The organism is Paraburkholderia sp. BR14374, from assembly GCF_040948685.1.
Classification (GTDB): domain Bacteria; phylum Pseudomonadota; class Gammaproteobacteria; order Burkholderiales; family Burkholderiaceae; genus Paraburkholderia; species Paraburkholderia youngii.
Genome location: NZ_JBFPKF010000002.1, coordinates 575,064 through 599,729, shown reverse-complemented (window position 1 = coordinate 599,729; position 24,666 = coordinate 575,064). Strand labels below are relative to the sequence as shown.

Here is a 24,666-nt window from a genome sequence, read left to right as displayed (position 1 = left end):
TCTTATCGAAGCCGCATGTATTTCCACCTCACCGGCACACAGGTCCGCTTGCTCGGCTCGATGCATCTGTTTCCCGCGACGAGCCGTCGAACGCCGCCATGGATCGCCGACGCCTATGACTGGGCTGAGACGCTTGTATTCGAGTCCGATCCAGCGACGATCCTGCCGTTTCTCAAAGCCGACGCACACCCCGCTGCCGCACAACTGCGGCCCTTGATGCGCGATGAAGCCTGGATGCAACTGCAGGCGCTATGGCCAACCGATGATCGGCTCGCGCCGCTTGAAACACTGCGCCCGTGGGCCGCGCTGATCGTCGCGCCCACGCTGCTGCAGCAGGTCGTCGAGGGTGTCGAGCCGCGCATGTTGCGCTCGGCGCTCGCGCAGGCGAAGCCGTATCGCTATCTCGAGTACGCACAGGACGTCGCTGTCACGCTCGAATCGATTCCACTCGAAGCGATTGCCGCCGCGCTCGAGATGCTGATGGCCGATCGCGGCGAGCCGCAGCGCACGCTCGAACGGATGCACGCGGCGTGGCTGGACGGCGATCTGCAAGCGATACAGCAAATCGCCGTCGAATCACCGATGTTCAATCTGCCCGGCATCCGTCAGGCGATCCTCGACGTTCGCAATCGCGCATGGGCCGCGCGGCTGAACGAATTGCTGGACGTGCGCGAGCGCACGCTGGTGGTCGTCGGCGCGCTGCATCTGTGTGGTCCCGACAATCTGCTCGACTGCCTCGCGCGACCCGTGCAAGCAGTGTTCTGAGCGCGTGCGCGGATTTCGCGACTGCACACGGCCGTGTCGACCGCCCGGACGACTGGCCGTTTCCTCAATTCCACGCGCCGGAATGCCGCTATACACTAATCCTTACCCTTAGAACATCCGACACCCGCAGACCTCACTCCATGCTCGTTCCTCCGATCCCCAGCAATGAAAGCGCCCGTCTCGACGGATTGCACGCACTGCATATTCTCGACACGGCGCCGGAAGAGCGCTTTGATCGCCTGACCCGCCTCGCGCGGCGGCTATTCGGTGTACCGATCGCCGTCGTTAGTCTCGTCGATGCGAACCGGCAGTGGTTCAAATCGTGCATCGGCCTGGAGGTGAGCGAGACCTCGCGCGACGTGTCGTTTTGCGCGCACGCCATTCTCGGCGACGATATTTTCCTGGTGCCCGACACGCTCGCCGATTCGCGCTTCAACGACAATCCGTTCGTCACCGACGAACCGCACATCCGCTTCTACGCAGGCTGCCCGCTGCAGGTTGCGAACGGCGGCAAGGTCGGCACGCTGTGCCTGCTCGACACGAAGCCGCGCATGCTCGATGACGAAGATCGCGCGTTGCTGCGTGACCTCGCGCGCATGGCCGAACAGGAACTCGCCGCGATCCGGTTGGCCACGCTCGACGACCTCACGCTGCTGTCGAACCGACGCGGTTTCGAAGTGCTCGCACAACACGCGCTGAACGTCTGTCGGCGCATGGATAAGCCGGCGTCGCTGCTGTTCTTCGATCTGAACGACTTCAAGCAGATCAACGACACGCTCGGACACGCCGAGGGCAACCGCGCGCTGCAAGCCTTCGCCGAGGTGCTACGCGCTGCGCTGCGCGAAAGCGACGTGATCGGGCGGCTCGGCGGCGACGAGTTCGTCGCGCTGCTGACCGGCGCCAGCAACGCGGAGACGCATGAAGTGACGCAGCGTCTCGAGCACCTGCTCGACCGGCGCAATGCCGAGTTGCTGCGCGGCTATCAGATCCACTTCAGCGTCGGCCAGGTGACGTACGAGCCGACGCGCCACGGCACGGTCGCCGAACTGCTCGCCGCGGCCGATGCGGCGATGTATAGCCACAAGCAGGCGTCGAAGGTGCGCTCGGCGCAACGGCACTGACGGGCGGCCGACTCGCGGTCAATCTCAAGCCGACCCGCGCGATAGCCCAACACCGGCACGCGCGGCATAATTGCGGATCGTTGCCCGCGCTGTCGCGCATTGACCTGAAAGCTACCGATGACTGATTTGCAGCACACCGCCGCCGCGCGGCTCGCCCAACTCGAATGGCGCTGGAAGCCGTTCGCGGACCTCACGAGCGTCGAAGTCTATGAGATGCTGGCCGCCCGCAGCGCGGTGTTCGTCGTCGAACAGAACTGCGTGTATGGCGATATCGATGGGCTCGATGTCGAAGCTTGGCATCTGCTCGCGTATGGCACCGGCGGCGACGCGGCGCTGCCGCCGTTGGCCGGCTATTTGCGCGTGTTGTTGCCCGATGCGACGGATGCCGACATACGGATCGGCCGGGTGCTGACCACCGCGTCGTTTCGCGGCATCGGTCTCGGCAATACGATGCTCGAACGCTCGCTCGCGCATATTCGTGCGCAGTGGCCCGATACGCCGATCCGTCTGCACGCGCAGGCGCATCTGCAAGGCTTTTACGGTGCGTTCGGCTTCGAGCCGGTCTCGGAGATTCACGACGAAGACGGCATCCCGCATGTGTGGATGCGCTCGCCCTGAACGCGAGTGGGTCAGCGAGACCCGTTCGCGGTCGTCGACGCGGCATGCGCGAGCCCGTGCGCCGCTTTCGCACGCCGCTCCGCGCGCAGGCGTCCGCGCGCCGACAGCCGCATCCAGTGACGCAGCGCGATTAGCGCGCCGACCACGCTCATCATCGAACCCGGAATCCATAGCAGGAGCCCGCCGATCTGCTGATCGCGGATCGGGCTCAGCCATGTGAACGCGCGGCCGCAGATCGAATAGATCGGATACAGCTCGTGCGGCGTAAAGAAGATGAACGCGCCGAGAATGATCTGCGGCGGAATCGCCGCAATGACGACGAGCACGCGCTTGCCCGGCGACAGACGCGCGGGCGGCGCCGGACGCGGATCGAGCACGAGCCACCAGAACAGCAGGCCGTCGATCGCCATGCTCCAGTTCATCACGCGATAGATCCGCCAGTCGAGCATCGCGATGAAATGGATCGGCGACAGCAGCCAGAAATAGATCAGCCCGACGAACAGCGTGACCGCCACGACCGGGTGCATGACCACGTCGAGCGCCCCGCGCACGAGCGGAGTTTGCAGCGCGGGCCGCACGAAGCGCGGTCGCCAGCGCAATGGAATGCCCGCGCGCAACGCCGCGCCTGGATACGACAGCGCAATAAAGAACGGCCCGAGATGATGCAGCACCAGATGCTGCAATCGATGCATGAAGAACTCATGCTCGAAGAAATAATCGAGCCGTGTATGCAACACGACATACAGCGCGACCAGCCCGAACCAGAAAGACACACGCCGCGCGAACGACAGCCGCGCTTTGCGCGCGCCGCGTACGAACAGGATCGCGGCAATCAGCAACGCGATCACGACGGTCGGCGAAAACTCCCAAGGATCGAGCCAGTAGAGCGGGTTCATGGCGATGGCGTGTGCGGTGGCGGCGGCCCGTGTTGCCGCTTACTTGGTCTCGCCCGGCCCTTTGACCGCGAACGGCGCGCTCAACGTTTCGCCATCGGAAAACTTCAGCGTCAGATGCACGGTGTCGCCCGGTGCGACCTTGTGCTTAGCGTCCTCGAGCATCAGGTGATAGCCGCCCGGCGTGATCGCGACCTGGCCATGCGCGGGCACCGTCAGCTTGTCGACCATCACCATCTTCTGGGTCGAGCCGTTCGATACGGTTTGATGCAGCATCGCGTCGCCGTAGTCGTCGCTCGATACGTCAACGAGGTCGATCGGCTTGTCGCTCGCGTTGACGAGCGTCGCATAGCCGGCCGCGGGCAGGTTGTTCGGCAGCCAGCGCACCCACGCGTCCTTGATGCTGATCGCGTGAGTATCAGCCGCGTGCGCGGCGGACGCGACGCCGAAAGACAGCACGAGCGTGCAGGCGAGGGAAGCGAATGGTCTGAGCTTGATCGTCATGGTGGATTGAGTGGGATCAAAGAAGAATCAGGATTGGTCATCGATGATGCGGCGCAAGTCCTGCGCAATCGCATCGGGTGTGTCGTGATCGGTGGCGAGCAGGCGCGCGCGGCCCTGACTGTCGAACACATAGACGGCGGAGCTGTGCGTGACCTCGTAATTGCCGTTCGGGTCGCGCTTTTCCATCTGATACGCAACACGATAGCGCTGCGCCAGCGACTCGATTTGCCAGTCGGTGCCGGTCAGCCCTTCGGCGTGCCGCGCGTCGAACGCGCCGACATAGTCGTGCAACGCCTGCGGCGTGTCGCGCGCGGGATCGACGGTGATGAACAGGATGCGCACTTTCTGCGCCTCGGGGCCGAGCTTGCCCAGCACCTGCATCAGACGGCCCATCGTTTCGGGGCAGACGTCCGGGCAATGCGTGTAGCCGAAGTAGACCAGTGAGGTGCGGCCCTTGAACGAAGCGGCGCTGACGGGCCGGCCGGTGTCGTCGGTCAACGAAAAGTCCAGATCCGGCAGGTGCCCGGTCACGTTGGTCAACCGCCATGGCTCGGCGCGCTGCGTGCAACCGGTCAGTGTGGCGAGCGCGACCAGCGTGCCCAGCGCCGCTGCCGCCGCAAACTGGCGCGCCACCCCGTGCGTCAACCGATGCATGGACCGGTTGGATCGTGAGCGGGACAGGTTTGGCCGCGGGCGCTGGAGCGGAAAGATCGGGAACAAAGCAGGGTTCAATGACTCGATTGGGGAGCAGGCCACGCGAATCGATGGAGCGGGGAGGTGCTCCGTCGCCCGATCATGCCGTGCAAGATTTGCGCGCGGCACGCAATTGAGCGGCAGGTGCAACGATGCGCATTACGCCGACGGTCCGTGTGGCAGCGACTGTAGCGCAAAATTGGCGCCAGCGTCGCGCGGCGCGCCGGGCGTACGATTGGCGAGTCAATATGACGCAGCAGGCTGAAAGTCGGGCGAAGCCCGATGGTTGCGCTTTTGAATGCAATCACCGCGAGCGGGCGGGCAAACGGCCCGCCGGGCTTGAGGCCGGCTTACTTCCTCGAAAAATTGACCGATGCGCGGTAAGATGCGCACACTTTTCCGGCCCCAGATGGCTGAAAGGCGAACCCAGGCAATGCAAGCACTTCCGGCTGTTCTGTCTCCGAGCGAGACGGCATTTTTCTTCGACTTCGATGGCACGCTCGTCGAACTCGCCCCCACGCCGGACGGTGTGCTCGTGCAGCCGCGCGTGATCGACCTGCTGCGCGAACTGCGCAGCCTGACGAATGGCGCGGTCGCGGTGGTGTCCGGGCGCGGCATCGACAGCATCGACAGTTTTCTCGGCATGCCCGATCTGCCGGTCGCTGGTCTGCACGGCGCCGAGCGGCGCGATGCGAACGGCGACACGCAGCGCATCGGCTTTCACGACCAGCGCCTGTTGCGCATGGAGCAGGTGCTCGCGCAAGTCGTCAACGAGCATCCGGGCATGCTGCTCGAGATCAAGGGCGCTGCGCTCGCGCTGCACTACCGCAATGCGCCGGACCGCGAGCCGGTCGCGCGCGAAGCAACCGAGCGGCTCGTCGCCGATTACCCCGCGTCGTACGTGCTGCAGCCCGGCAAGATGGTCTACGAGATCAAGCCGAAGGACGTCGACAAGGGCCGCGCGACGCGCGCGTTCTTGGAGGAGCTACCGTTCACCGGCCGCACGCCCGTGTTCGCCGGCGACGATCTGACGGACGAAAAGGGCTTCGCGGTCGTCAACGAACGTGGCGGTCTGTCGATCAAGGTTGGCGCGGGCGAAACGATGGCGCGCACCCGCGTCGAGTCGGTGTCGTCACTGCTCGACTGGCTCGAAACGATTGTCGCGGCGGCGCGCGGCGCATGACGCCGGCGCGACGTTCAACGAAAACAACATACTGCATCGGGAATCGCGCTTCATGAGCCGACTGATCATTGTTTCGAACCGGGTGGCGCCCATTTCGGAGGGCGGCCCGGCGGCGGGCGGTCTGGCCGTCGGCGTGTACGACGCGCTGAAAGAGACCGGCGGCATGTGGTTCGGCTGGAGCGGCGACGTTCTCAGCTCCGGCCAGCCGCAGATCAAGCTCGAGGAGCGCGGTCCGGTGACTTTCGCGACCGTCCCGTTGATGCGCCGCGACTACGACCAGTACTACCGCGGTTTCTCGAACGCGACGCTGTGGCCCGCGTTCCACTATCGTTCCGACCTGCTGCACTACGACCGGCACGACTTCGAAGGCTACTGCCGCGTCAACGCGTGGCTCGCGCAGCAACTCGTGCCGCTCTTGCGCGAAGACGACGTGATCTGGGTGCACGACTATCACCTGATCCCGTTCGCGCAGGCGCTGCGCTCGGCAGGGGTGAAGAACCGCATCGGCTTTTTCCTGCACATTCCGTTTCCGGCCGCGCAGGTGCTGCTGACGGTGCCGCCGCATCGCGAGCTCGTCGAGGCGCTGTGTTCGTTCGACCTGCTCGGCTTCCAGACCGGCCCCGATCTGCGCGCGTTCTGCGACTACGTCATCAACGAGGCGGGCGGCTCGATCGACGCGTCGCCGAAAGGTCCGCTCACCGTGCATGCGTTCGGCCGCACGCTGCGCGCGTCGGCCTATCCGATCGGCGTCTATCCGGACGAAATCGCCGAGCTCGCGAGGGCGGGCGAGCGCGGCAAGCCGGTGCGCACGATGAAGGCGACGCTGCATTCGCGCAAGCTGATCATGAGCGTCGACCGGCTCGATTATTCGAAGGGGCTGGTCGAGCGATTCCGCGCGTTCGAGCGCCTGCTCGAGCATACGGCCGCGCAGCGCAACAAGGTGTCGTTCCTGCAGATCGCGCCGCCGACGCGCGCCGACCTGCACGCGTATCAGGACATCCGGCTGCAGCTCGAAGGCGAGTCGGGACGGATCAACGGACGTTTCGCCGAGCTGGACTGGACGCCGATCCTGTACATCCACAAGCAATACGAGCGCTCGGTGCTGGCGGCGCTGTTCCGCACCGCGCACGTCGGCTATGTGACGCCTTTGCGAGACGGCATGAACCTCGTCGCGAAGGAATACGTATCGGCGCAGGATCCGGAGAATCCCGGCGTGCTGGTGCTGTCGCGCTTCGCGGGCGCGGCGCAGGAGCTCGACGGCGCGCTGATCGTCAATCCGGTCGATATCGACGGCATGGCGGAGGCGCTGGCGCAGGCGCTCGACATGCCGCTCGCCGAGCGCGAGGCCCGCTATCGCGACATGATGGCGCAGCTGCGCGAGAACAACGTGTCGGTGTGGCGCGATAACTTCATGCGCGATCTGCAGAGCGTCGATGGCGCGAAGCGCGCTAGGAGCGGGAAGGCGCGCGCGGCCACGGGTGCGGCTCGCGCCGGGCGGAAGAGGGCGGCGCGCGAGAGCGTGACCGGCTAAGCTAGCCGCGAAGCCAGACAGCAAAAAGCCGCTCCCTGGAGCGGCTTTTTGCATGCGGCGCGCAGCGCCTGGAACCTGCGTGGCGTCAGGCCACGTGCTGTTCGTCGACTTTCTTGCCGCCGATATGCAGCGTCTGGCCCTTGCCATACTGCTTGGCGAGCAGGTCGCGATAGAGGCCCGGACGCTGACGCAGTTCTTCCGGCGAGCCGTCGTCGATGACCTTTCCGGCGCTCATCACGATGATCCGGTCGAAGTTGTTCAGCGTCGATAGACGGTGTGCGATCGCGATCACGGTACGACCGACCATCAGGCGGTCGAGCGCCTTCTGGATCGCTTCCTCGGACGCGCTGTCGAGCGCTGACGTGGCTTCGTCGAGCAGCAGGATCGGCGCGTTTTTCAGAATCGCGCGCGCAATCGCGATTCGCTGGCGCTGGCCGCCCGACAGCTTCACGCCGCGGTCGCCGACGATCGTGTCGTAGCCTTCGGGCATCGCTTCGATAAAGTCCGCGCAACGCGCCTCGCGCGCTGCGGCGAGCACTTCCTCGCGGCTCGCTTCCGGGCGGCCGTACGCGATGTTCTCGTACACCGTGCGATGGAACAGCGAGATGTCCTGGGGCACCAGCGCGATCGCGTGACGCAGGCTGTCCTGCGTGATCGACGCGATGTCCTGGCCGTCGATCTTGATCGCGCCGCCCTGGGTGTCGTAAAAGCGCTGCAACAGCGCGAGCACCGTCGATTTGCCGGCCCCCGACTTGCCGATCAGGCCGACGCGCTGGCCCGGCTCGATATTGAGGTCGAAGTGATCGAGGATCGGCCGGCGGCGCGGATAGGCGAACGTGACGCCCTCGAACGTGACGCGGCCGCCCTGGGGCACGAGTTCGGTCGAGTCGTCGCGATCGGGCATGCCGTGCGGTTCGAGCAGCGTGCGCACCGCCTCCGCGAGTCGCGCGACGTGCTGGGTGACGTCGACGAGCGCGACCGCGAGATCGCGCGTGCCGTGCAGGATCGTGAAACCGAGCGAGCTGACGAGCACGATGTCGCCCGAAGTCGCGCGGCCCTGGTCCCACAGCCACAGCGCCCAGCCGAGCAGGCCGGCCGACAGCAGCGCGGTGATCACGGCGTGCAGCAGACGCAGCTTTTCCAGGTACAGCAGGCTTTGCTGGCGCGCGTCCATTTCCGACTTGACCGTTGACGCAAAACGTTGCTGTTCGCGGAACGTCATGCCAAACGCGCGCACGAGGCCCATGTTGCTGATCACGTCGACGAGCTCGCCGTCGACCGATGCCGCCTTGGTCGCAAAATTATGGTGACGCGCGGAGCCGCGGCCCGCGAGCTTGTACAGCACGACCGCCAGGATCGCCGAGCACAGCATCAGGCCGGCGGCCATCAGCGGGTTCACCGAGATGATCATCACGATCGCGCCGAGCACGGCGATACACGGCGGCAGCACGTTCCACGCGGTGGTGTTTTCGGCGGTGTAGACGGCGTTCGAGGTCGCGGTGATCCGGCTTGCCAGCATGCCGGGCTGCTTTTCGGCGTAGTAGGTCGGTGAATGGCCGCTCAGGTACTGGAACAGGTCGCGCCGCAAATCGCCCGTCACGGCGACGAACGTGTGCGCGGCGAACCAGCCGCCGAGCCGCCATAACAGGTTATCGGCGGCGATCAGGCCGACGAGGATCGCGAACGCGCCCCACAACGGCCCCGGATGATGGCGGCCACCGCCGAGCACGTCGATCAGATGTTTGATCGCGTATTGCGAAGCGAGTGCACAGCCCACGGCCGCAAACACACTGCACAGCACGATCGCGTGCGCGACCGGATGGCGGCGGATAAAGCGGAAGAGAAACGCAAGCGGCCGGTGCGCATAGCTCGCGAGCTTTGCGTTCTGGGCGTTTCGCTGGGCGATGGTCAAGTGTTCCAATTGAGCTGAGATCGATGTGTTGCGGGTTGTGCATGCAATGCGCGGACCACACGGACAAGCATGGCTCTCCGTGAAGCCGATGCTTCGCATTGTAAACATGCAAAGACGATTGCGCCCTGTGTATCCGGGCTTTGACGCGTTTGATTTCGCGATAGACCTCCGCGATCTGCGTCGCCTCGACACGCCAGCCGACGGGCCCTTCAGGCAGATTGCGGAAAATTTCGAGATATAATTACAGTTTGCATTCAACCGGGCCGAGGCAATTTTGCAAATTCCTGCCGGCAACGTTTGATGCACGAGAGTTCACCGCTCGGTACGTCGTGCCTCGCCGAACCTCCCGGACACTGTAGAACTGTCTTTGAAAACAAGGGTTTGCAAAGTGTTTCGCGTTTGTAACAACGTAAAGACTTTGAAATGTTGTGGTGCGGCGACAATTCGGGCATCGATAATGCGTGCTCGTTAGCCCGGGCAAATTTTCTGACAGTTTGTCAACGTAGGTGCCCCATGCGCGTTTACTCGCACATGCGCAGACGATGATCCACTTGTCTGGGCTCTTGACCCAAGCGATCCATCGCAGGATTTCTCAAAAGAATCAGGCCCGCGCCGGTATCTCCGGCCAGACTGCCCTGGCGAGCAAGCGAGTCGCTTTTTCCAAATGCAGTACCTTTGCCTGATTTTTTACTAGGAGTTCGTCAATATGCGAATCGCTCAAATCGCTCCGCTGCACGAGGCGGTTCCTCCCAAGCTGTACGGTGGTACGGAACGCGTGGTGTCCAATCTGACCGAGGCGCTGGTCGAGCAGGGCCACGACGTCACGCTGTTTGCAAGCGGTGATTCGCAAACCTCGGCGAAGCTCGAAGCATTCTGGCCGCAGGCGCTGCGCCTCGACCCGACGATCCGCGACGTGATGGCGCCGCATATGCTGCTGCTCGAAGAAGTGCGCCGCCGCGCGGACGAATTCGACGTGCTGCATTTCCACATCGACTACTACCCGTTCTCGCTGTTCGCGCGTCAGCCGGTGCCGTTCCTGACCACGATGCACGGCCGTCTCGATCTGCCGGAACTGCAGCCCATCTTCAATACGTTCAAGGACGTGCCGGTCGTGTCGATTTCCGACAACCAGCGCATCCCGCTGCAACAGGCGAACTGGCTGCAAACCGTCTACCACGGTCTGCCGGAAAACGTGCTCACGCCGATCCCCGACGTCGAGCCGGGCTACCTCGCATTCCTCGGCCGCGTTTCGCCGGAGAAGGGCCTCGACCGCGCGATCCGCATCGCCGGCCAGGCAGGCATGAAGCTCAAGGTCGCCGCGAAGATCGACAAGGCCGACCGTGCTTATTACGAAGAAGTGATCAAGCCGCTGATGGCGCTCCCGCATGTCGAGTACATCGGCGAAATCGGCGAAGCCGAAAAGCGTGAGTTCCTCGGCAACGCGCATGCGCTGGTGTTCCCGATCGACTGGCCGGAGCCGTTCGGCCTGGTGATGATCGAGGCGATGGCTTGCGGTACGCCGGTGATCGCGTTCAATCGCGGTTCAGTGCCGGAAGTGATCGAAAACGGCGTGTCGGGTTTCGTCGTCGAAGACGAAATCAGCGCGGTCGCTGCGCTCAAGCGTCTGCACACGCTGCCCCGCGCTGGCGTGCGCAAGGCGTTCGAAGCACGCTTCACGTCGAAGGTGATGGCGAAGAACTACGTCGCCGTCTACGAAGACCTGCTGCGCAGCAAGCATCGCACGGTGCTGCGCGAAGTCAACGCGGGCTGATTGGCGGTTGATTCGCCGCGGTTGTTTCGCGGTAGATGAGACGCCGGCAGCAGGAATCACGCTTCCTTCGCTGCTCTGAACGCCCCGCCGGCATGTTGCCGGCGGGGCGTTGTTGCATGCGCGCCGCGTTTTTCGTCGGTGTACCGATGAAAATACCGGTTTCCGCGCGGCGCGAACGAGCCAGGCTCGGTAATATCCCTATAATTGCCGTGCCGCAAATTGGGCTGCGGCGCCGCCGACGACAGGAGGATGCCTTGGCGAGAACGAAAGAGACGCGCGCGAACGCCGCGCCCGGCGCCGGAACGATTTTTACGTTGCGCGCCATCGGTCTCGTGCTCGCCGCCCGCTGGCTTTTCTCGATGTCCGAGATGAGGCTGACCACCGCGCTGACCGCGATGGCGTCTTCACCGTGGGCATGTATCAACCTCGTCTTTCTGTTCCTGCTGATCTTCCTGCCCGGCGCGCGCGCCGTCGCCGAGCGTCCGTTCCATCCGTTGCCGCAATGGCTGCGTCAGGCGCTGCGCCTGTTCGCGTTCCTCGGGTTTCTGTTTGCGCTGTGGTCGGTCGGCGCGTTCGTCGCGAGCGCGGGCTGGCGCCGCGCGATGCAGGCGGTCGCGGCCACCAACGGTTGGCTCGTCGCGGCGCCGGTGCTGTATGCGATCGTCTTGTGGATCTGCCGGCCGCTGCCGTTGTGGCGCACCAATGTGGCGGCGCGGCGCTTTGCGATCGGCCGCTATGCGGTGTCGCTCGATCCGGTGACGCGCACCGTCGTCGTGTGGGCCGAGCGGCGCAAGGTGGGGCAATACGATGCGCGCGAATTGTCGGTGCGCTGGGCGAGCGGTTCCGATGCGCGCGCGACGCCGGCGCCCGCGCCCGCAGTTGCGTTCGGCGCGGCGGGCGAGGCCGGTGCATCGGCGGCGCCGATGCCGTCGGTCGCGGCGCCTTCGCTGGCGCGCAGCACGTTCGGCGTTCGTCCGAAGGTCGAGTTGCTGTGGGATTCGCCGGCCGCCGCGGGGCACAACCGGCAGACCGTTTTCCGCGCCGCGCTGACGACCGAAGGCGATCGCGTCGCCGCCCGCGCGCTCGACACGACGCTGCGCCAGGTCTGACGCTGCACGTTTTGTGCTATCGGTCACACCGCGTGGCCGTTGCACGCATCCCGAAGCGAAGCTTCGTCGATAATGCAATCAAGGCGCCCGGCCTGCCGGCGGGCGAGTGGGACACTCATCGATCGTATCGCGTCTTTCGCAGGAGTCGCTATGCTGGTTCGCTGGTTGCTTGCCGCCCTTCATCTGCTCGCTTATGGCTTTGCGCTCGCGTCGATTCTCAGACGCACGTGGTCGCTGCGTCGCGCGTCGGTGCCCGCCGCGCTGCGTTCGGTGTTCCGCGCCGATTCACGCTGGGGCATCGCCGCGCTGGTGCTGATCGTGACCGGCCTGATGCGCGTGTTCGGCGGCTATGAGAAGGGCGCCGACTACTACCTGCACGAGCCGCTCTTTCACGTGAAGATGACGTTGCTGGTGCTCATCCTGATCCTCGAAGTGCCCACGATGCTCGGCCTGATGCGCTGGCGCGCGTCGATCCGCAGCGGCGCGGCGCCGAATCTGAAGAAGGCGCGTTCCTACGCGCATTTCAGCGTGATCCAGACCGTGCTGCTGGTTCTGCTTGTGTTTGCGGCGACCGGAATGGCGCGCGGCATCGGGCTGCCGGCCGGCGCGGTGTAGCGCGGCAGGCCTTCTTTCCATTGCGACGGGCTGGTGGCGCGCGCCAAGCGTTGCGCCTCGTGCAGGCCTGCGTCGCGCTAGCCGACCAGCAAGCCAGAATCGTCGACCCGGTCGGCTTTGACCTCTGCCGACTCGCGCACGAGTTCCGGCTCGCCGAGACCCTTGATCAACTCCAGCGCCTGACGCTCGAACAAGCGACGGTACAAGCCGTTGTCGCGTTTGATCAGCGCGTCGTGGCTGCCTTCCTCGATCACCTTGCCCTTGTCCAGCACGAGCAGCCGGTCCAGCGCGCGCACCGTCGACAACCGGTGCGCGACCACCAGCGTGGTGCGCCCCTGCATCAGCCGCTCCATCGCGCGCTGGATCAGTACTTCGCTTTCGCTGTCGAGGCTCGACGTGGCTTCGTCGAGAATCAGGATCGGCGCGTCGGCGAGAAACGCCCGCGCGATCGCGACGCGTTGACGCTCGCCGCCCGATAGCTTGATGCCGCGTTCGCCGACCAGCGTGTCGTAGCCGTTCGGCAGCGCGGCGATGAAGTCATGCGCGCTGGCGAGCCGCGCGGCGCGCTCGATGTCGGCGCGGCTCGCGCCGGGCCGTCCATACGCGATGTTCTCGGCAAGCGAGCGGTGAAACAGCACCGGCTCCTGCTGGACGATCGCGATCTGGCTGCGCAGCGACGCTTGCTGGACCTGCGCTATGTCCTGGCCGTCGATCGTGATCCGCCCGCCCGAAATGTCGTGAAGGCGCTGGATCAGCTTGATGAAGGTCGTCTTGCCCGAGCCTGAATGACCGACCAGCCCGACGCGCTCGCCCGGCGCGATGCGGATGGAGAAGTCGTCGTAGAGCGGCCGGCTGTGCGCGCCATAGTGAAACGACACATGCTCGAAGCGGATTTCGCCGTTGCGGATCGCGATCGGACCCGCACCGGGACGATCCTCGATGCCGAGCGGCTGGCTTTCGAGCGACACCAGTTCCTCCATGTCGTTGACCGAGCGCTGCAGGTTGCGGATGTGCATGCCGATGTCGCGGAGGTAGCCTTGCAGCATGAAGAACATCGTCAACGCGAACGTGATGTCGCCGACGCTCGCTTCGCCGCGTGCCCACAGCAGCAACGCAACGCCGAGAATCGCGGCCTGAATCGCGGCCAGCATGCCGCCCTGGAGGCCGCCGTTGAGCGTGCCGCGTACCCACGTGCGGCGCGTGCGCTGCCGCCATTTGCCGATCACGTACCCGAGGCGCGCTTCCTCGCGCGCTTCCGCGCCGAATGCCTTGACGACGCCGTTGCAGCTGACCGCATCGGCGAGCGCGCCGCCCATGCGCGTGTCCCACGCGTTCGCGAGACGCGCGGACGGCGCGACGAAGCCCAGCGACACCGTCACTGTCACGCTGATGTACAGCAGCGAGCCGATGCCGACGACGACGCCCATCATCGGCCAGCGCGAACCGAGCAGCAGCGTCGCGCCGACCAGCATCACCAGCGACGGCAGCAACGCGATCAGCAGCGTGTCGTTCAGCAGGTCGAGCGCCCACATGCCGCGCGTGATCTTGCGCACGGTCGAGCCGGCGAAGCTGTTCGCGTGCCAGTCGGTCGAAAAGCGCTGCACGCGATGAAACGCGCGTGCGGCGATCTCGCTCATCATTTTCAGCGTGAAGCGGATGATGTTGAAGTACACGCCCTGACGCAGCAGCGTCGCGGTCAGGCCGAGCGCGGCGAGCACGCCGAAGGCCTCGAGCGCGTGATGCCAGATGGGCGCCGACGACGCCGAACCGGCCGCGATCGCGTCCACCAGACGTCCGGCGAAGACCGGCGTCAGGATGTCCGCGCCCGCCGTGAACAGCGCGAGCGCCGCAATCACGACGATGCGCCACGGCTGTTGCGCCCAGTGACGGAAGGTGAAGCCGAGGACATCCTTGAAGGCTTGTCCGCGAAAGTCGAGTTTTTTGTTGGCCATTTGCTTTCGACCCGGCGACGCACGAGCGCGCCGAGGTTCCAGTCAGAAGCGAAAAAGGGTAGACAGCCAGCGGATGCCGGAATGCGCGCGGGAACACGCGAAAAAGTACGGCGGCAAACAACGGCAACGGAACAACGGACTGTCGGGAGTGAACGCGGCGCGCCTGTCGAGGCGGCTGCGCATCTGCTGCGATGCTGCGGCGTTTAAGGTCGCAGCGGTCGTGGCGGACGGGCTGACGGTCGTGGGACCATGCGAGGGAGCGCGCGATGCACTGCGAACATGTGGCGCCTCCCTGAGATGGTTCAAGATGGAGAAACCGGACAGAGCCGGACCGGGCGAATGCCCGTCTGCCGAATATAGCAACAGTGCGGGGCGCTCGCCAACCTACGGAACGACGTGGTTCTACACAGCCGACGATGCTGCCTCGTGCGGTGCACGCGACGTTTTTGCCGGCAAATAGAAAAAGGGCTTACGCATTTCTGCGTAAGCCCTTTTGTCTTCGGTGATCGACACACCAAGAATCTGGTGGGTAGTACTGGGATCGAACCAGTGACCCCTGCCGTGTGAAGGCGATTTGTCCCGCCCTTCAGGCGGTCCCAGTGCTCTACCACAAGGCTTTGCGTCATGGCCCTACTTACGCTGGAGACACTCATTGTCCCCGCATCGTCCCCGCTTTTCAGGGCCGGGACAGGGCTCCACTGTAGACGCCTCCGACCGGACCTGTCAACTGCCTCCGACCAGTGCCGTGCCGAGCTGTCCCGAGAGGGCTGGCCGGGACAGTCATAGGATGTCTCAGGGACAGTTGTCAGGTGTCCCGACCCGGACCCAATTTTGCTGTGCTTATGCGTGGGCAGTTACGCCGCCCGCTCGCGCCTGCGCTCCCCCGTGCGCGCCATCTCCAGATCACGATAGACGCGGGCAGGCGGGTGCGCGTGCGATTGCTCCTCTGTGGCGCTGGGTCGGCGGCTAAGCCCTGCCTGCGCAAGGCAGTGGACACAGAACGCCCAGCAAGGGCTCTGGCGGGCTCTGAGACAGGCTAGGGACAGGCATGGTAGGCAAGGGTAGCCAGAAGGGACGCGGGGCGCTGTACGGGGCTCTAATCGCGTGGCGGGCTCAGTGTGCAGTCTAGCAGGCTGTAAGCCTTGATGTGATCCTTGCTGATGTAGCCACCAGCGAAGTTGAAGCTGAAGGTCTTGGTCACGCCGTCGCCGGGAATGACCAGCATGGAGTTACGCAGGCCATCCTGCCCTGACGCCTTCAGCCACGGAACGAGATAGTCTGCTGCCATGTAAGCTCCTGTTGTTCGTGTCTGTCAGAGGGTCATGAAATCGGAGAAGCCCGCCCAGCAAGGGCTGGACGGGTTCCGGGTTACTGATTTAGCTCATTGGCGATTGCCGAGCCGATGATGGTGTTAGCGCCGGGAAGCACGCGCATGGCGGTGCGGACGTTCTTCACGTAGTCCACGGGCTTGCCGGTCAGCGGGTTGGTCTCGTCCGTGTACTTGCCGCCGAACTTGTCAGCGGGCACCGCCAATGCAGCCAGCTCGAAGTCCGACACGGCAATCGGCACCGCCAACACGGCGCTGAACACCGCGAATGACGCCAAGACCACGGCACAGGGCATCGACGGCAAGGCGCAGAGCGCGCTCGACACGGCGGCTGGCGCAGTGACCACTGCGAACGGCGCGGTAGCCACGGCGAACGGTATCGACGCGAAGGCATCGAGCGCCCTCACTCAGGCAGGCAATGCCGTCACCACGGCGAACGCAGCCAGCACGAAGGCAGACAACGCTGTGTCCACGGCAAACTCCGTGAGCGGCACGGCGACCGACGCAAAGACCACGGCGGCGGCTGCGAAGGCGACTGCCGACGCAGCAAGTGCTGCGGTAGCGACCGCTGTCCAGAAGGGCGGCGATACCATGACCGGCCCGCTGACACTGAAGCAGACCTCCGGTGCGTATAGCCCGCAGGTGTACTTCAACGCCAATGGCTACGCACCGTTCATCCGCGCCAACAACGCAGCAGGGCAGGGAGGCTCTATTGAGATCGTCAACGGCGCTGGCAGCATGGTGAACGTCCAGATCTACGACAGCGGTAGCGTGAACGTCCGTGGTGGCCTGTACATCGGCGGCGACATCATTGTCACTGGTCAGCTATACGCGAAGCAGCGCATCCACCTGTTCCGCGATGGTATCTACGGTGAGATGGGCATTCGCTCCACTGACGGCTCGTATATGTATTTGCGCGGTCGCGAGGGAAACGGTGGGATGCAGCTCGTCAACAACGCGTACAACGCAGTAGTCGTCGATGTGAATGACGGCGGTGACATCGTCGCTGGGAGCATTACCTCGCGGGGCAACATCTTCCTGCCGGGGCACGTAACATCTGGCAACGGGAATGGCACGCTCGCAGAGGATGGCAACACACTCGGCGGTGCATGGAACAATCGCGGCGGCTCCGCTGCCGGTGGATACGACGCCCTGAACTCCAACAAGGCCGACCGCTATGCGAACTGTGTCTACAACAGCGGGCTGATCGAGCTGGGCGGCTGCAACGTCGGCGGCAACAACACGAGCGACTGTGGCAACCCGTACGTGCTTGTCGGACTGCGCACGCAGGCAGGCACCAACAACGTGTGGCCCCGCGCCATCTACTTGAGGAACAACTGATGCTCACACACGATCAACTGATCTTCGTCATCCGCAATGAGATTCCCGGCGTGGAGCACGGCAAGGATTTCCTCGTCGGGCACCCGCTGGATGACGACGGCAATCAGTGCGGCCCCGCCTTCATGGTGCAGTGGAAGCGTACTGACATCCCCGTGCCAAATGTGGCGCTGATGACGGACCTGTACCCGAAGTACGAGAAGGACTTCCAAGCGGCGCAGGTTCGCGAGCGGCGTGACTGGACTATCGCAAAGTCGGACTGGACACAGAACCCCGACATCCCCGAGGCCACCCGCCAGAAGTGGCAGGCGTACCGGCAAGCTCTGCGCGACATCACCGCTCAGGAGGGCTTCCCGCTCTCCGTCGAGTGGCCTGTCGAGCCTCAATAACTTAGGAGAACCTATGACTGTCCGTGACGTAGCATCGGCAGTAGTTCAAGCATCACCACCGGTCGGCGTCACGGGTACGTCCCTGTACTTGGGGCACCCGCTACCCGACTGGATCATGTGGGGCACCGGGCTGTACCTAGTGTGCCAGTTCATCGTAATCGCACCGAAGGTGTACCGAACTCTCACAGGCAAGGAGAAGAAGTGACCAAGACCGCCAGCACCGACAAGCTGGCGGAACTGCACGCAATGGTAGCCGACACGTTCATGGAGCTGGTGAAAGACCCTGAGCTGTGCAACGCGGCTATCCTTGGGGCGGCGACGAAGTTCCTGAAGGACAACAGCATCACAGCAGTGGTCGAGGACAACTCGACGCTGACCGAGATGCAGAAGAAGATTCAGGAGCGGCAGAGCAAGCGTCGCTTCCAGAATGTAGTTCCGCTCGTACCCGATCCCGTAGTAACCGACGACGAGGCGCAAGCCGCAGTCGATGCAGCCATCGCAATGAATGGCTCGTGAGTCCGCCGAACTCGCCCTCCAGCGATTCGAGCAGCTAGAACTCCTGCAAGAAGCCTACCCACACTTCGTCCCGTTCTGCGAGGACGTGATGGTGGAGCTGGGCTTCTCGCTCTCGGAGGTTCAGGCGGACATCGCTGAATTCCTTGAGTACGGCCCGCACTACCTCATGGTGCAGGCTCAACGTGGTCAGGCAAAAACCACCATCACCGCAGCGTTCGCTGTGTGGTGTCTCATCCACGACCCGAAGTTCCGCGTGCTGATTATCTCGGCGGGCGGCACACAGGCCAACGAAATCTCAACCCTCATCGTCCGCGTCATCATGACGATGGACATTCTGGAATGTCTCCGCCCTGACCGTAACGCAGGCGACCGAACCTCGGTCGAGGCATTCGACGTTCACCACACCCTCAAGGGTCTGGATAAGTCGCCATCCGTGGCGTGCGTAGGCGTCACCGGCAACTTGCAGGGTAAGCGCGCCGACCTACTTATTGCGGACGACATTGAGAGTGCGAAGAACTCCCTGACCGAACACCAGCGTCAGGCGTTACTTCAGCTCACACGTGACTTCCCTTCAATCTGCTCGACCGGGCGAATCATCTACCTCGGTACGCCGCAGTCCATCAACTCCATCTACAACACCCTGCCGGGTCGCGGCTACACCGTCCGCATCTGGCCCGGTCGCTTCCCTACGGCAGCGCAGATGGAGAACTACGGCGACATGCTCGCACCGTACATCCGGCGCAGGCTCGAAGCCGACCCGACGCTCACCACGGGCGGCGGGATGCTGGGCGACCAAGGCCAGCCGGTAGACACCGAGCTGCCAGCAGGCACCGAGGAGTTCCTCGCGAAGAAGGAGCAGGACCAAGGCCCGAGCTACTTCCAGCTCCAGCACATGCTGAACACGAAGCTGGCGGACAGCGAACGCTTCCCGCTGCGCCTCGCGAAGATCATGTCGATGCGTGTGTCCGAGGTGTTCCCTCTGACCGTCACGCCCGGTCTGCTCGCGCACGAGATCATCAAGTACCAAGTCAACGGCACGACGTACACGATGGGCGTGCCCTCGTCGGTATCGCCCGACCGCGCTCCGCTACAAGGCATCGTCATGTACGTGGACCCGGCAGGCGGCGGCAAGAACGGCGACGAGACAGGCTACGCCGTGGTCGGCTTCCTGAACGGCACGCTGTACGCGCTCGAAGTGGGCGGCATCAAGGGCGGCTTCGACCCGGAAGGATTCAAGTTCCTCGCCCACGTCGCCCGCAACTGGAAGGTGAACCGCATCCTCGTGGAGAAGAACTTCGGCAACGGTGCGTACCTGCACACGTGGCTCCCGATCCTCCGCGCCGAGTACCCGCAAACCATAGGTGACGGCTGCGCCATCGAGGAGACGTGGGAGTCGGGCCAGAAGGAGCTACGCATCATCGACGTGCTCGAACCGATCATCGCCCGTGGCTCGCTCGTCTTCAACGACGACATCGCCCGCGACGAGGAGAAGTCACTCCAGCGCTACCCGGTGGAGAAGCGCCCCAGCTACTCCCTGCTGCATCAGATCGCCTTCATCACCCGAGAGAAGAACGCACTACAGCACGACGACAGGCTCGACGCGCTGGCTGGTGCGTGCCGCTATTGGGTGGAGCAGATGGGCATTAATCAGGAGCGTGCGATCCAGCACCTCCGCGAGAAAGAGTTTCAGGACTGGATCAAGAACCCGCTCGGTCGAGTGGACTACCGACAAGACCCACGCCAGCGCCAACGCGGCGGCGGGAGCGTCTTCAACAAGTACAGGAGATAAGCCGAATGGCACTCGTAACTTCCCTTCCCAACATCAGCAACATCGTCAGCGAGGGCGACGACCTTCGCCAAGACACCGCCGATGCAATCACGGCTGTCGAGATCGTGGCTGCGTACGGCGCTGGCGGTAAGGCGTCGGCAGGCCAACTGCGAGACTTCTTCATCGCTGCTGCGAACGCCGCACACAAGGCGACCGGCGACAAGAACTTCACCGTGGGCATGGTCCCGGTCAGCGGCAGCTAATGGCTCGCGTATCGCCGCGAGTGATTGCGGCGGCGCTTGCTATCGCTGTCCCACTCACACTCCACTTCGAGGGCACCCGCACCACCGCTTACGCCGATCCTGTCGGCATCCCTACGGCCTGCACCGGGCATACCGGCAAGGACGTGCGGGTAGGGCGGGTGTACTCCCCAGCCGAATGCACGACCCTGCTGAACGCGGATTCCGCCGAGGCAATGGGAGCCGTGCTTGACCTCACCACCGGCCCGATCAATGCGAACGAGCTGGCTGCACTCACCGACTTCACATTCAATGTGGGTAGGGGCAACCTAGCCTCCTCCACGCTCCTGAAGAAGTTCAACGCTGGCGACCATGCCGGTGCTTGTAAGGAGCTGCTGAGGTGGGTGTACGCCAAGGGCGTGAAGCTGCGTGGCCTTGAGCTTCGGCGTCAAGCCGAGTACGAGGTGTGCATCAAGTGACCCTCATCGACCGTATCCTGCTGGCGCTCGCTGGCCTGCTCGTCCTCTGTGGCCTCGGTGCCGCTATATATATAGAGCACGAGAGGGCCAATGCTGCCGAGCAGCAAGTCCTAACCCTCACCGCGAGTCTAGCCGCCTCCCAAGCTGCACTGGACGCCTACACGGCCTCCGCGCAGAAGGCGGCGAAGACAGCCGCAACCAACCAGACCAAGGTGAACAATGCCCTACAAGCGCACCCTGACTGGACTAGCACTAGCGTTCCTGATGATGTGTGGGACAGCCTGTACGGCAACCGGCCCAGCAAAGCCAGCGGCGTCGTTGCTGCTCCCGTGCGAGGAGCCAGCGCCCCCGGCTGACCACACACTCGGCGGGCTGGTGCAGTCCGTCCATGACTATCAGACCGCCCTCGACTTCTGCAATGCGCAGCTCGACGGTCTGCGAGCCTTCTACGAGAAGCTGAAGTGATCTACGTCTACGCCGACCTGTGTGTGGACGAGACAGGCGAGTACACCGCTGTACCCGCCGAGCCTCTGCCGGACGACACCTTCTCGGTGTGGCCGGTGGCGGACCACGTTCTAGCCGTGTGGCTGTGGTCCGAAATGACCATGCACTAGCCCAGCTTCTTAGCCAAGTCCTTCGCCCGCAAGTGGGTGTACCGGCGCATCATGCTCTGCGTCTTGTGCCCGGTGATCGACATGACCTCGGTGTCCGTCAGACCCAGCTCGACGAAGCTGGTGGTGGCGTCATGCCGGGTGTCGTGGAACTTCACGTTCTCGATCCCAGCCCGCTCACGCGCCCGGATGAAGGCTTTCTTCACCGCCTCGCTGGTCAGTCCCGGCCATACCCGGCCCTCGGTCCTGTCGCCAATGGCTTCCTTCAGGATCGCGTTCGCTCGGGTGGACAGCGGCACCGTGCGTGCCTCATCGGTCTTCGTGGCTCCCGCCTTGAGGCTGACCACACTATCCTTCAGATCGACTTGCTCGATCATCAGGGAGACTATCTCTCCCTGCCGCATCGCGGTTTCCAGTGCCAGCTCCACGATTTGTGGGAGGTACGGTTTCCGCGTATCGCGGCACGCTTCCAGCAGAACTGCCTTCTCCTCATCCGTCAGACGACGGTCGCGGCTAGGGTTGTTCTTCGGGCGGCGTACCTCGGACACCGGATTGACGGCGGTGCCGATGCCCCAATCCTTACGGGCCGTTTCCAGCACGTGATGGAGTAGGTTCATCTCCCGATTGACAGTCGAGCCACTCACAGCCCTGCCATCAGCCCCTTGGAGCCGCTCGTCGCGCCACTTGGCTACGATGGTACTGGTTAGCTTACCGACCTGTGTAGAGCCGATCCAGTGCCTCTGGATGGCCTTGAGACGCCACTCCTCGGAGTCGGCACCCTTCTTGCTAGGTGTGACTTCGGCTAGATAGCGGGTGATGATTTGGGACAGAGTGGGTGTCCCGTCGAGCTGACCGAGTACGCCCTTGTCAACCTTGTGCTCCTGCTGGCGCTCAAAGGCTTTGGCGTCTTCGTACGTGTGGAATGTGGCGCTGAGTGGCTTTGTCCCGGCTCGCCGGATTTTGACCTGCCATTTGCCGTTCTCGCGCTGGGTGATCGTGCCCATTTGATGTTCTCCGGTTTCCGCCACTGTCCCGAGATTGTCCCGGTAAGTGGTGGGTAGTACTGGGATCGAACCAGTGACCCCTGCCGTGTGAAGGCAGTGCTCTACCGCTGAGCTAACCACCCGAAGAGATTGAGATTATGTCAGGGAATTTGGGGTTCGTCTAGTCTTTTTTAAGCAGTTTGCTCATCAGTTGCTGGCGCGGGTTCAAGGCGCCATACGCTCGCGCCCTTGATCGCCTTGTCGAGATCGTCGAGCACGGCTTCATGCGCGGCGCGTTCGTTGTCGCTCGCGGTGATCACGACGAGTTCCAGCGATTCGAGCGCTACACGCGGCGTATCTGCAGCGCCGCCGGTCTGCGCTTCGCCGAGCATGTCGATGACGAGGCTTTCCTGGCCACGCGTCATCGCCAGATAGACCTCGGCGAGCAATTCCGAGTCGAGCAGCGCGCCGTGCAGCGTACGGTGCGCATTGCTGATGCCGAAGCGGTCGCACAGCGCATCGAGCGAATTGCGCTTGCCGGGGAACATCTGCTTGGCTTGCGCGAGCGTGTCGATGATCTCGCCGCAGTGCGTGCTCACCGGCGGCAGACCGAGCAGCGCGAACTCGGCGTCGAGAAAGCCGATGTCGAATGGCGCGTTGTGGATTATCAGATCCGCACCCTGGATGAAGTCGCGGAACTGGTCGATGATCTCCGCGAACTTCGGCTTGTCGCTCAGAAATTCCGTCGTGAGGCCGTGCACCGCGAGCGCGCCCGGATCGCTGTCGCGCTCCGGGTTGATATAGAAGTGCAGGTTGTTGCCGGTCAGTCGGCGGTTCACTAGCTCGACGCAACCGAGTTCGAGAATCCGGTCGCCGCCGCGGGCGTTCAGGCCGGTAGTTTCGGTGTCGAGGATCAGTTGACGCATGTCGGATTAGCCTGCTTCGAAAAAAGTGCAGTAAAAGCGAAGAGGGCGGCGCGCGTCGTTGGCCGATGCGCGCACGCTCCTTACATCTCGGCGAGCGACGCCACGCCGCGATTGGCCAACTGATCGGCGCGCTCGTTCTCCGGGTGGCCGTTGTGGCCGCGCACCCAGCGCCATTCGACTTCGTGCTGCGCGACGAGCGCATCGAGCCGCTTCCATAGATCGGCGTTCTTGACCGGCTGCTTCGCCGCGGTGACCCAGCCTTTCTTCTTCCAGCCGTGAATCCACTCGCTGATGCCTTTCTGCACGTACTGCGAATCGGTATGCACGATCGCCTTGCACGGGCGCTTCAACGCCTCGAGCGCGGAAATCACGCCCATCAGCTCCATGCGATTGTTGGTCGTGTTGGCCTCGCCGCCGAACAGTTCTTTTTCCTGGTTGCCGAAGCGCAGCAGCGCGCCCCAGCCGCCAGGGCCGGGATTGCCCTTGCAGGCGCCGTCGGTATAGATGTCGATGTGGTCCGGTGTCATTCGGTGTGGTTACGTGTGTTCGGGGTAGCGGCGGGCGCGAGGCCTGCCGCGAGCACGGGCTTTTTCACTTTGAGCGGCCCGACGAGACGCATGCCGCGCACGCGCTTGATCGCCTTGATCATGTAGGTTGCGCCGAAAATCGGCCACCAGCGGTCGCCGGCGGCTTCCATGAAGCCGTAGCGCGCGAGCCATTGATCACTCGCGAGCGGCGGACGATAGCAGCCGAAGCGCCCGCGTTCAAGATCGAAGCCGAGCAGCTTGATCCAGTCCTTCAGACGCGTGAACGCGATCAGGTCGACGGCCGAAGGCACGAACGGGCGGCCTGTCATCTTGCCGATCGATTGCCGGACGCCCCACAGCGACAACGAGTTGAAGCCGAGGATGATCAGTTGGCCTTCGGGCACCAGCACGCGTTCGGCTTCGCGCAGCAGCCGATGCGGGTCGCTGGTGAATTCGAGCGTGTGCGGCATCACGAGCAGGTCGACGCTTTGCGCTTCGAACGGCAGATCGAGCAGGTCGCACCAGACCGCGCTGCGGCCGGCCGGCGCGTGCAGCCCCGGCGCGCCTGGCGCTGCGTTGACGGGATTGTCGCCGTCAGGGTTGCCCGCGCCGCCGATGCCGCCGGCGGTGCCACGACGTGCCGCCGGCGGATACGTGTACGGCGCGCTCGCGCCGCTCGCCGCGTCGAGCACGAGGCCGCGGCACGGCATCCGGTTTTCGCGCAGCGCGTCGAGCTGCGGCAGGCCGAGTTGCAGCGCATGATAGCCGAACACGTCCGACACCACGCGATCGAGCTGGGTTTGCTCCCAGTCGAGCACGTAGCGGCCTGGCGGCGAATCGGTCCAGGCGGGCCAGTCTATAATCGCTCGGTCAGTCATATTAAAAATGCGTCGCCT

At 64.0% G+C, this 24,666-nt stretch carries 27 protein-coding genes and 1 tRNA gene; 16 read left to right on the top strand and 12 right to left on the bottom strand.

Annotated elements, in window-relative coordinates; translation table 11 throughout:
- Window positions 1–15: 15 nt before the first annotated feature.
- The 3 genes from AB3X86_RS06650 to AB3X86_RS06640 all read left to right on the top strand — a co-directional run bounded on the left by AB3X86_RS06650 (window position 16) and on the right by AB3X86_RS06640 (window position 2,504).
- Window positions 16–765 (top strand): TraB/GumN family protein, encoded by a 750-nt coding sequence (locus AB3X86_RS06650; protein ID WP_368595336.1) that lies wholly within the window; start codon window positions 16–18, stop codon window positions 763–765.
- A gap of 140 nt (window positions 766–905) precedes the next feature.
- Window positions 906–1,886, top strand: coding sequence for a sensor domain-containing diguanylate cyclase (locus AB3X86_RS06645; RefSeq protein WP_368595335.1), 981 nt, complete (start codon window positions 906–908; stop codon window positions 1,884–1,886).
- A gap of 117 nt (window positions 1,887–2,003) precedes the next feature.
- Entirely contained in the window at window positions 2,004–2,504 is a 501-nt protein-coding gene (locus AB3X86_RS06640) for a GNAT family N-acetyltransferase (RefSeq protein ID WP_176124157.1), read from the top strand.
- 11 nt (window positions 2,505–2,515) lie between these two features.
- Here the strand turns inward: AB3X86_RS06640 and AB3X86_RS06635 are convergent, their stop codons facing one another.
- The 3 genes from AB3X86_RS06635 to AB3X86_RS06625 are packed head-to-tail and all read right to left on the bottom strand — an operon-like array spanning window position 2,516 to window position 4,555.
- Window positions 2,516–3,400, bottom strand: a complete 885-nt coding sequence (locus AB3X86_RS06635) for a cytochrome c oxidase assembly protein (RefSeq protein ID WP_368595334.1) — start codon at window positions 3,398–3,400, stop codon at window positions 2,516–2,518.
- Window positions 3,401–3,439: 39 nt separating this feature from the next.
- A complete protein-coding gene (locus AB3X86_RS06630) occupies window positions 3,440–3,901 on the bottom strand; it encodes a copper chaperone PCu(A)C (RefSeq protein ID WP_368595333.1) in 462 nt (153 codons plus the stop codon).
- A gap of 27 nt (window positions 3,902–3,928) precedes the next feature.
- Window positions 3,929–4,555 (bottom strand): SCO family protein, encoded by a 627-nt coding sequence (locus AB3X86_RS06625; RefSeq protein ID WP_368595332.1) that lies wholly within the window; start codon window positions 4,553–4,555, stop codon window positions 3,929–3,931.
- Window positions 4,556–5,027: 472 nt separating this feature from the next.
- On the opposite strand from AB3X86_RS06625, the gene otsB reads away from it, so the two are divergent.
- Together otsB and otsA are read left to right on the top strand one after the other, a co-directional pair.
- The gene (otsB, locus tag AB3X86_RS06620) at window positions 5,028–5,777 is read left to right on the top strand and encodes a trehalose-phosphatase (protein ID WP_176124153.1); all 750 of its coding nucleotides are present in this window, start codon (window positions 5,028–5,030) and stop codon (window positions 5,775–5,777) included.
- Window positions 5,778–5,829: 52 nt separating this feature from the next.
- Window positions 5,830–7,308, top strand: coding sequence for an alpha,alpha-trehalose-phosphate synthase (UDP-forming) (gene otsA, locus AB3X86_RS06615; protein ID WP_368595331.1), 1,479 nt, complete (start codon window positions 5,830–5,832; stop codon window positions 7,306–7,308).
- Between the two features lie 85 nt (window positions 7,309–7,393).
- On the opposite strand, the gene AB3X86_RS06610 is transcribed toward otsA, so the two are convergent.
- Complete coding sequence (locus tag AB3X86_RS06610; RefSeq protein ID WP_176124151.1) at window positions 7,394–9,229, bottom strand: ABC transporter ATP-binding protein; 1,836 nt, start codon at window positions 9,227–9,229, stop codon at window positions 7,394–7,396.
- A 697-nt stretch (window positions 9,230–9,926) separates the two neighbouring features.
- Between AB3X86_RS06610 and AB3X86_RS06605 the strand changes: the two genes are divergently transcribed.
- The 3 genes from AB3X86_RS06605 (at window position 9,927) to AB3X86_RS06595 (ending at window position 12,715) form a co-directional block, all read left to right on the top strand.
- Window positions 9,927–10,991 (top strand): glycosyltransferase family 4 protein, encoded by a 1,065-nt coding sequence (locus AB3X86_RS06605; protein WP_176105482.1) that lies wholly within the window; start codon window positions 9,927–9,929, stop codon window positions 10,989–10,991.
- Between the two features lie 254 nt (window positions 10,992–11,245).
- The gene (locus AB3X86_RS06600) at window positions 11,246–12,100 is read left to right on the top strand and encodes a hypothetical protein (RefSeq protein WP_368590579.1); all 855 of its coding nucleotides are present in this window, start codon (window positions 11,246–11,248) and stop codon (window positions 12,098–12,100) included.
- 150 nt (window positions 12,101–12,250) lie between these two features.
- Window positions 12,251–12,715, top strand: a complete 465-nt coding sequence (locus AB3X86_RS06595) for a DUF2214 family protein (protein WP_368595330.1) — start codon at window positions 12,251–12,253, stop codon at window positions 12,713–12,715.
- 77 nt (window positions 12,716–12,792) lie between these two features.
- On the opposite strand, the gene AB3X86_RS06590 is transcribed toward AB3X86_RS06595, so the two are convergent.
- From AB3X86_RS06590 to AB3X86_RS06580, 3 genes are all read right to left on the bottom strand, one after another.
- On the bottom strand, window positions 12,793–14,667 hold the full coding sequence (locus tag AB3X86_RS06590) for an ABC transporter ATP-binding protein (RefSeq protein ID WP_368595329.1): 1,875 nt from the start codon (window positions 14,665–14,667) through the stop codon (window positions 12,793–12,795).
- A gap of 1,096 nt (window positions 14,668–15,763) precedes the next feature.
- Window positions 15,764–15,955, bottom strand: a complete 192-nt coding sequence (locus AB3X86_RS06585; RefSeq protein WP_368595328.1) for a hypothetical protein — start codon at window positions 15,953–15,955, stop codon at window positions 15,764–15,766.
- A gap of 80 nt (window positions 15,956–16,035) precedes the next feature.
- Complete coding sequence (locus AB3X86_RS06580; protein ID WP_368595327.1) at window positions 16,036–16,200, bottom strand: hypothetical protein; 165 nt, start codon at window positions 16,198–16,200, stop codon at window positions 16,036–16,038.
- Here AB3X86_RS06580 and AB3X86_RS06575 point away from each other — a divergent pair.
- From AB3X86_RS06575 to AB3X86_RS06540, 8 genes are all read left to right on the top strand, one after another.
- Complete coding sequence (locus AB3X86_RS06575) at window positions 16,181–17,335, top strand: hypothetical protein (protein ID WP_368595326.1); 1,155 nt, start codon at window positions 16,181–16,183, stop codon at window positions 17,333–17,335. The two genes, AB3X86_RS06580 and AB3X86_RS06575, sit on opposite strands and share 20 nt — an antisense overlap.
- Window positions 17,335–17,721: a tail fiber assembly protein gene (locus tag AB3X86_RS06570; protein WP_368595325.1), complete on the top strand. Its 387-nt coding sequence runs from the start codon at window positions 17,335–17,337 to the stop codon at window positions 17,719–17,721. Before AB3X86_RS06575 ends, AB3X86_RS06570 begins: the two co-directional genes overlap by 1 nt.
- Window positions 17,722–17,922: 201 nt before the next feature.
- Window positions 17,923–18,237: a hypothetical protein gene (locus AB3X86_RS06565; RefSeq protein WP_176105522.1), complete on the top strand. Its 315-nt coding sequence runs from the start codon at window positions 17,923–17,925 to the stop codon at window positions 18,235–18,237.
- Window positions 18,227–20,026, top strand: a complete 1,800-nt coding sequence (terL, locus tag AB3X86_RS06560; protein ID WP_368595324.1) for a phage terminase large subunit — start codon at window positions 18,227–18,229, stop codon at window positions 20,024–20,026. Before AB3X86_RS06565 ends, terL begins: the two co-directional genes overlap by 11 nt.
- A gap of 5 nt (window positions 20,027–20,031) precedes the next feature.
- Entirely contained in the window at window positions 20,032–20,268 is a 237-nt protein-coding gene (locus AB3X86_RS06555) for a hypothetical protein (RefSeq protein WP_368595323.1), read from the top strand.
- A complete protein-coding gene (locus AB3X86_RS06550; RefSeq protein ID WP_176105525.1) occupies window positions 20,268–20,723 on the top strand; it encodes a lysozyme in 456 nt (151 codons plus the stop codon). The genes AB3X86_RS06555 and AB3X86_RS06550 overlap by 1 nt, the downstream gene beginning before the upstream one ends.
- Window positions 20,720–21,079, top strand: a complete 360-nt coding sequence (locus AB3X86_RS06545) for a hypothetical protein (RefSeq protein WP_368595322.1) — start codon at window positions 20,720–20,722, stop codon at window positions 21,077–21,079. The genes AB3X86_RS06550 and AB3X86_RS06545 overlap by 4 nt, the downstream gene beginning before the upstream one ends.
- Window positions 21,080–21,184: 105 nt before the next feature.
- A complete protein-coding gene (locus AB3X86_RS06540; RefSeq protein ID WP_368595321.1) occupies window positions 21,185–21,337 on the top strand; it encodes a hypothetical protein in 153 nt (50 codons plus the stop codon).
- Here AB3X86_RS06540 and AB3X86_RS06535 read toward each other — a convergent pair.
- The 5 genes from AB3X86_RS06535 to AB3X86_RS06515 all read right to left on the bottom strand — a co-directional run bounded on the left by AB3X86_RS06535 (window position 21,334) and on the right by AB3X86_RS06515 (window position 24,648).
- A complete protein-coding gene (locus AB3X86_RS06535; protein ID WP_368595320.1) occupies window positions 21,334–22,338 on the bottom strand; it encodes a tyrosine-type recombinase/integrase in 1,005 nt (334 codons plus the stop codon). The genes AB3X86_RS06540 and AB3X86_RS06535 overlap by 4 nt on opposite strands.
- Before the next feature lie 47 nt (window positions 22,339–22,385).
- A tRNA-Val gene (locus AB3X86_RS06530) sits at window positions 22,386–22,460 on the bottom strand.
- 48 nt (window positions 22,461–22,508) lie between these two features.
- On the bottom strand, window positions 22,509–23,243 hold the full coding sequence (gene dnaQ, locus AB3X86_RS06525) for a DNA polymerase III subunit epsilon (RefSeq protein ID WP_368595319.1): 735 nt from the start codon (window positions 23,241–23,243) through the stop codon (window positions 22,509–22,511).
- Window positions 23,244–23,323: 80 nt separating this feature from the next.
- Window positions 23,324–23,770, bottom strand: a complete 447-nt coding sequence (gene rnhA, locus AB3X86_RS06520) for a ribonuclease HI (RefSeq protein WP_176105530.1) — start codon at window positions 23,768–23,770, stop codon at window positions 23,324–23,326.
- Entirely contained in the window at window positions 23,767–24,648 is an 882-nt protein-coding gene (locus tag AB3X86_RS06515) for a class I SAM-dependent methyltransferase (protein WP_368595318.1), read from the bottom strand. The genes rnhA and AB3X86_RS06515 overlap by 4 nt, the downstream gene beginning before the upstream one ends.
- Between the last annotated feature and the right edge of the window lie 18 nt (window positions 24,649–24,666).

Excerpts from the sequence above, each read along its gene's own strand:
- otsB (WP_176124153.1), top strand. The coding sequence starts at position 5,028 with ATGCAAGCACTTCCGGCTGTTCTGTCTCCGAGCGAGACGGCATTTTTC.
- AB3X86_RS06555 (WP_368595323.1), top strand. The coding sequence starts at position 20,032 with ATGGCACTCGTAACTTCCCTTCCCAACATCAGCAACATCGTCAGCGAG.
- AB3X86_RS06590 (WP_368595329.1), bottom strand. The coding sequence starts at position 14,667 with ATGGCCAACAAAAAACTCGACTTTCGCGGACAAGCCTTCAAGGATGTC.
- AB3X86_RS06640 (WP_176124157.1), top strand. The coding sequence starts at position 2,004 with ATGACTGATTTGCAGCACACCGCCGCCGCGCGGCTCGCCCAACTCGAA.
- AB3X86_RS06550 (WP_176105525.1), top strand. The coding sequence starts at position 20,268 with ATGGCTCGCGTATCGCCGCGAGTGATTGCGGCGGCGCTTGCTATCGCT.
- AB3X86_RS06515 (WP_368595318.1), bottom strand. The coding sequence starts at position 24,648 with ATGACTGACCGAGCGATTATAGACTGGCCCGCCTGGACCGATTCGCCG.
- AB3X86_RS06605 (WP_176105482.1), top strand. The coding sequence starts at position 9,927 with ATGCGAATCGCTCAAATCGCTCCGCTGCACGAGGCGGTTCCTCCCAAG.
- AB3X86_RS06645 (WP_368595335.1), top strand. The coding sequence starts at position 906 with ATGCTCGTTCCTCCGATCCCCAGCAATGAAAGCGCCCGTCTCGACGGA.
- AB3X86_RS06625 (WP_368595332.1), bottom strand. The coding sequence starts at position 4,555 with ATGCATCGGTTGACGCACGGGGTGGCGCGCCAGTTTGCGGCGGCAGCG.
- AB3X86_RS06635 (WP_368595334.1), bottom strand. The coding sequence starts at position 3,400 with ATGAACCCGCTCTACTGGCTCGATCCTTGGGAGTTTTCGCCGACCGTC.
- AB3X86_RS06595 (WP_368595330.1), top strand. The coding sequence starts at position 12,251 with ATGCTGGTTCGCTGGTTGCTTGCCGCCCTTCATCTGCTCGCTTATGGC.
- AB3X86_RS06570 (WP_368595325.1), top strand. The coding sequence starts at position 17,335 with ATGCTCACACACGATCAACTGATCTTCGTCATCCGCAATGAGATTCCC.
- AB3X86_RS06535 (WP_368595320.1), bottom strand. The coding sequence starts at position 22,338 with ATGGGCACGATCACCCAGCGCGAGAACGGCAAATGGCAGGTCAAAATC.
- dnaQ (WP_368595319.1), bottom strand. The coding sequence starts at position 23,243 with ATGCGTCAACTGATCCTCGACACCGAAACTACCGGCCTGAACGCCCGC.
- AB3X86_RS06630 (WP_368595333.1), bottom strand. The coding sequence starts at position 3,901 with ATGACGATCAAGCTCAGACCATTCGCTTCCCTCGCCTGCACGCTCGTG.
- terL (WP_368595324.1), top strand. The coding sequence starts at position 18,227 with ATGGCTCGTGAGTCCGCCGAACTCGCCCTCCAGCGATTCGAGCAGCTA.
- AB3X86_RS06585 (WP_368595328.1), bottom strand. The coding sequence starts at position 15,955 with ATGGCAGCAGACTATCTCGTTCCGTGGCTGAAGGCGTCAGGGCAGGAT.
- AB3X86_RS06650 (WP_368595336.1), top strand. The coding sequence starts at position 16 with ATGTATTTCCACCTCACCGGCACACAGGTCCGCTTGCTCGGCTCGATG.
- rnhA (WP_176105530.1), bottom strand. The coding sequence starts at position 23,770 with ATGACACCGGACCACATCGACATCTATACCGACGGCGCCTGCAAGGGC.
- otsA (WP_368595331.1), top strand. The coding sequence starts at position 5,830 with ATGAGCCGACTGATCATTGTTTCGAACCGGGTGGCGCCCATTTCGGAG.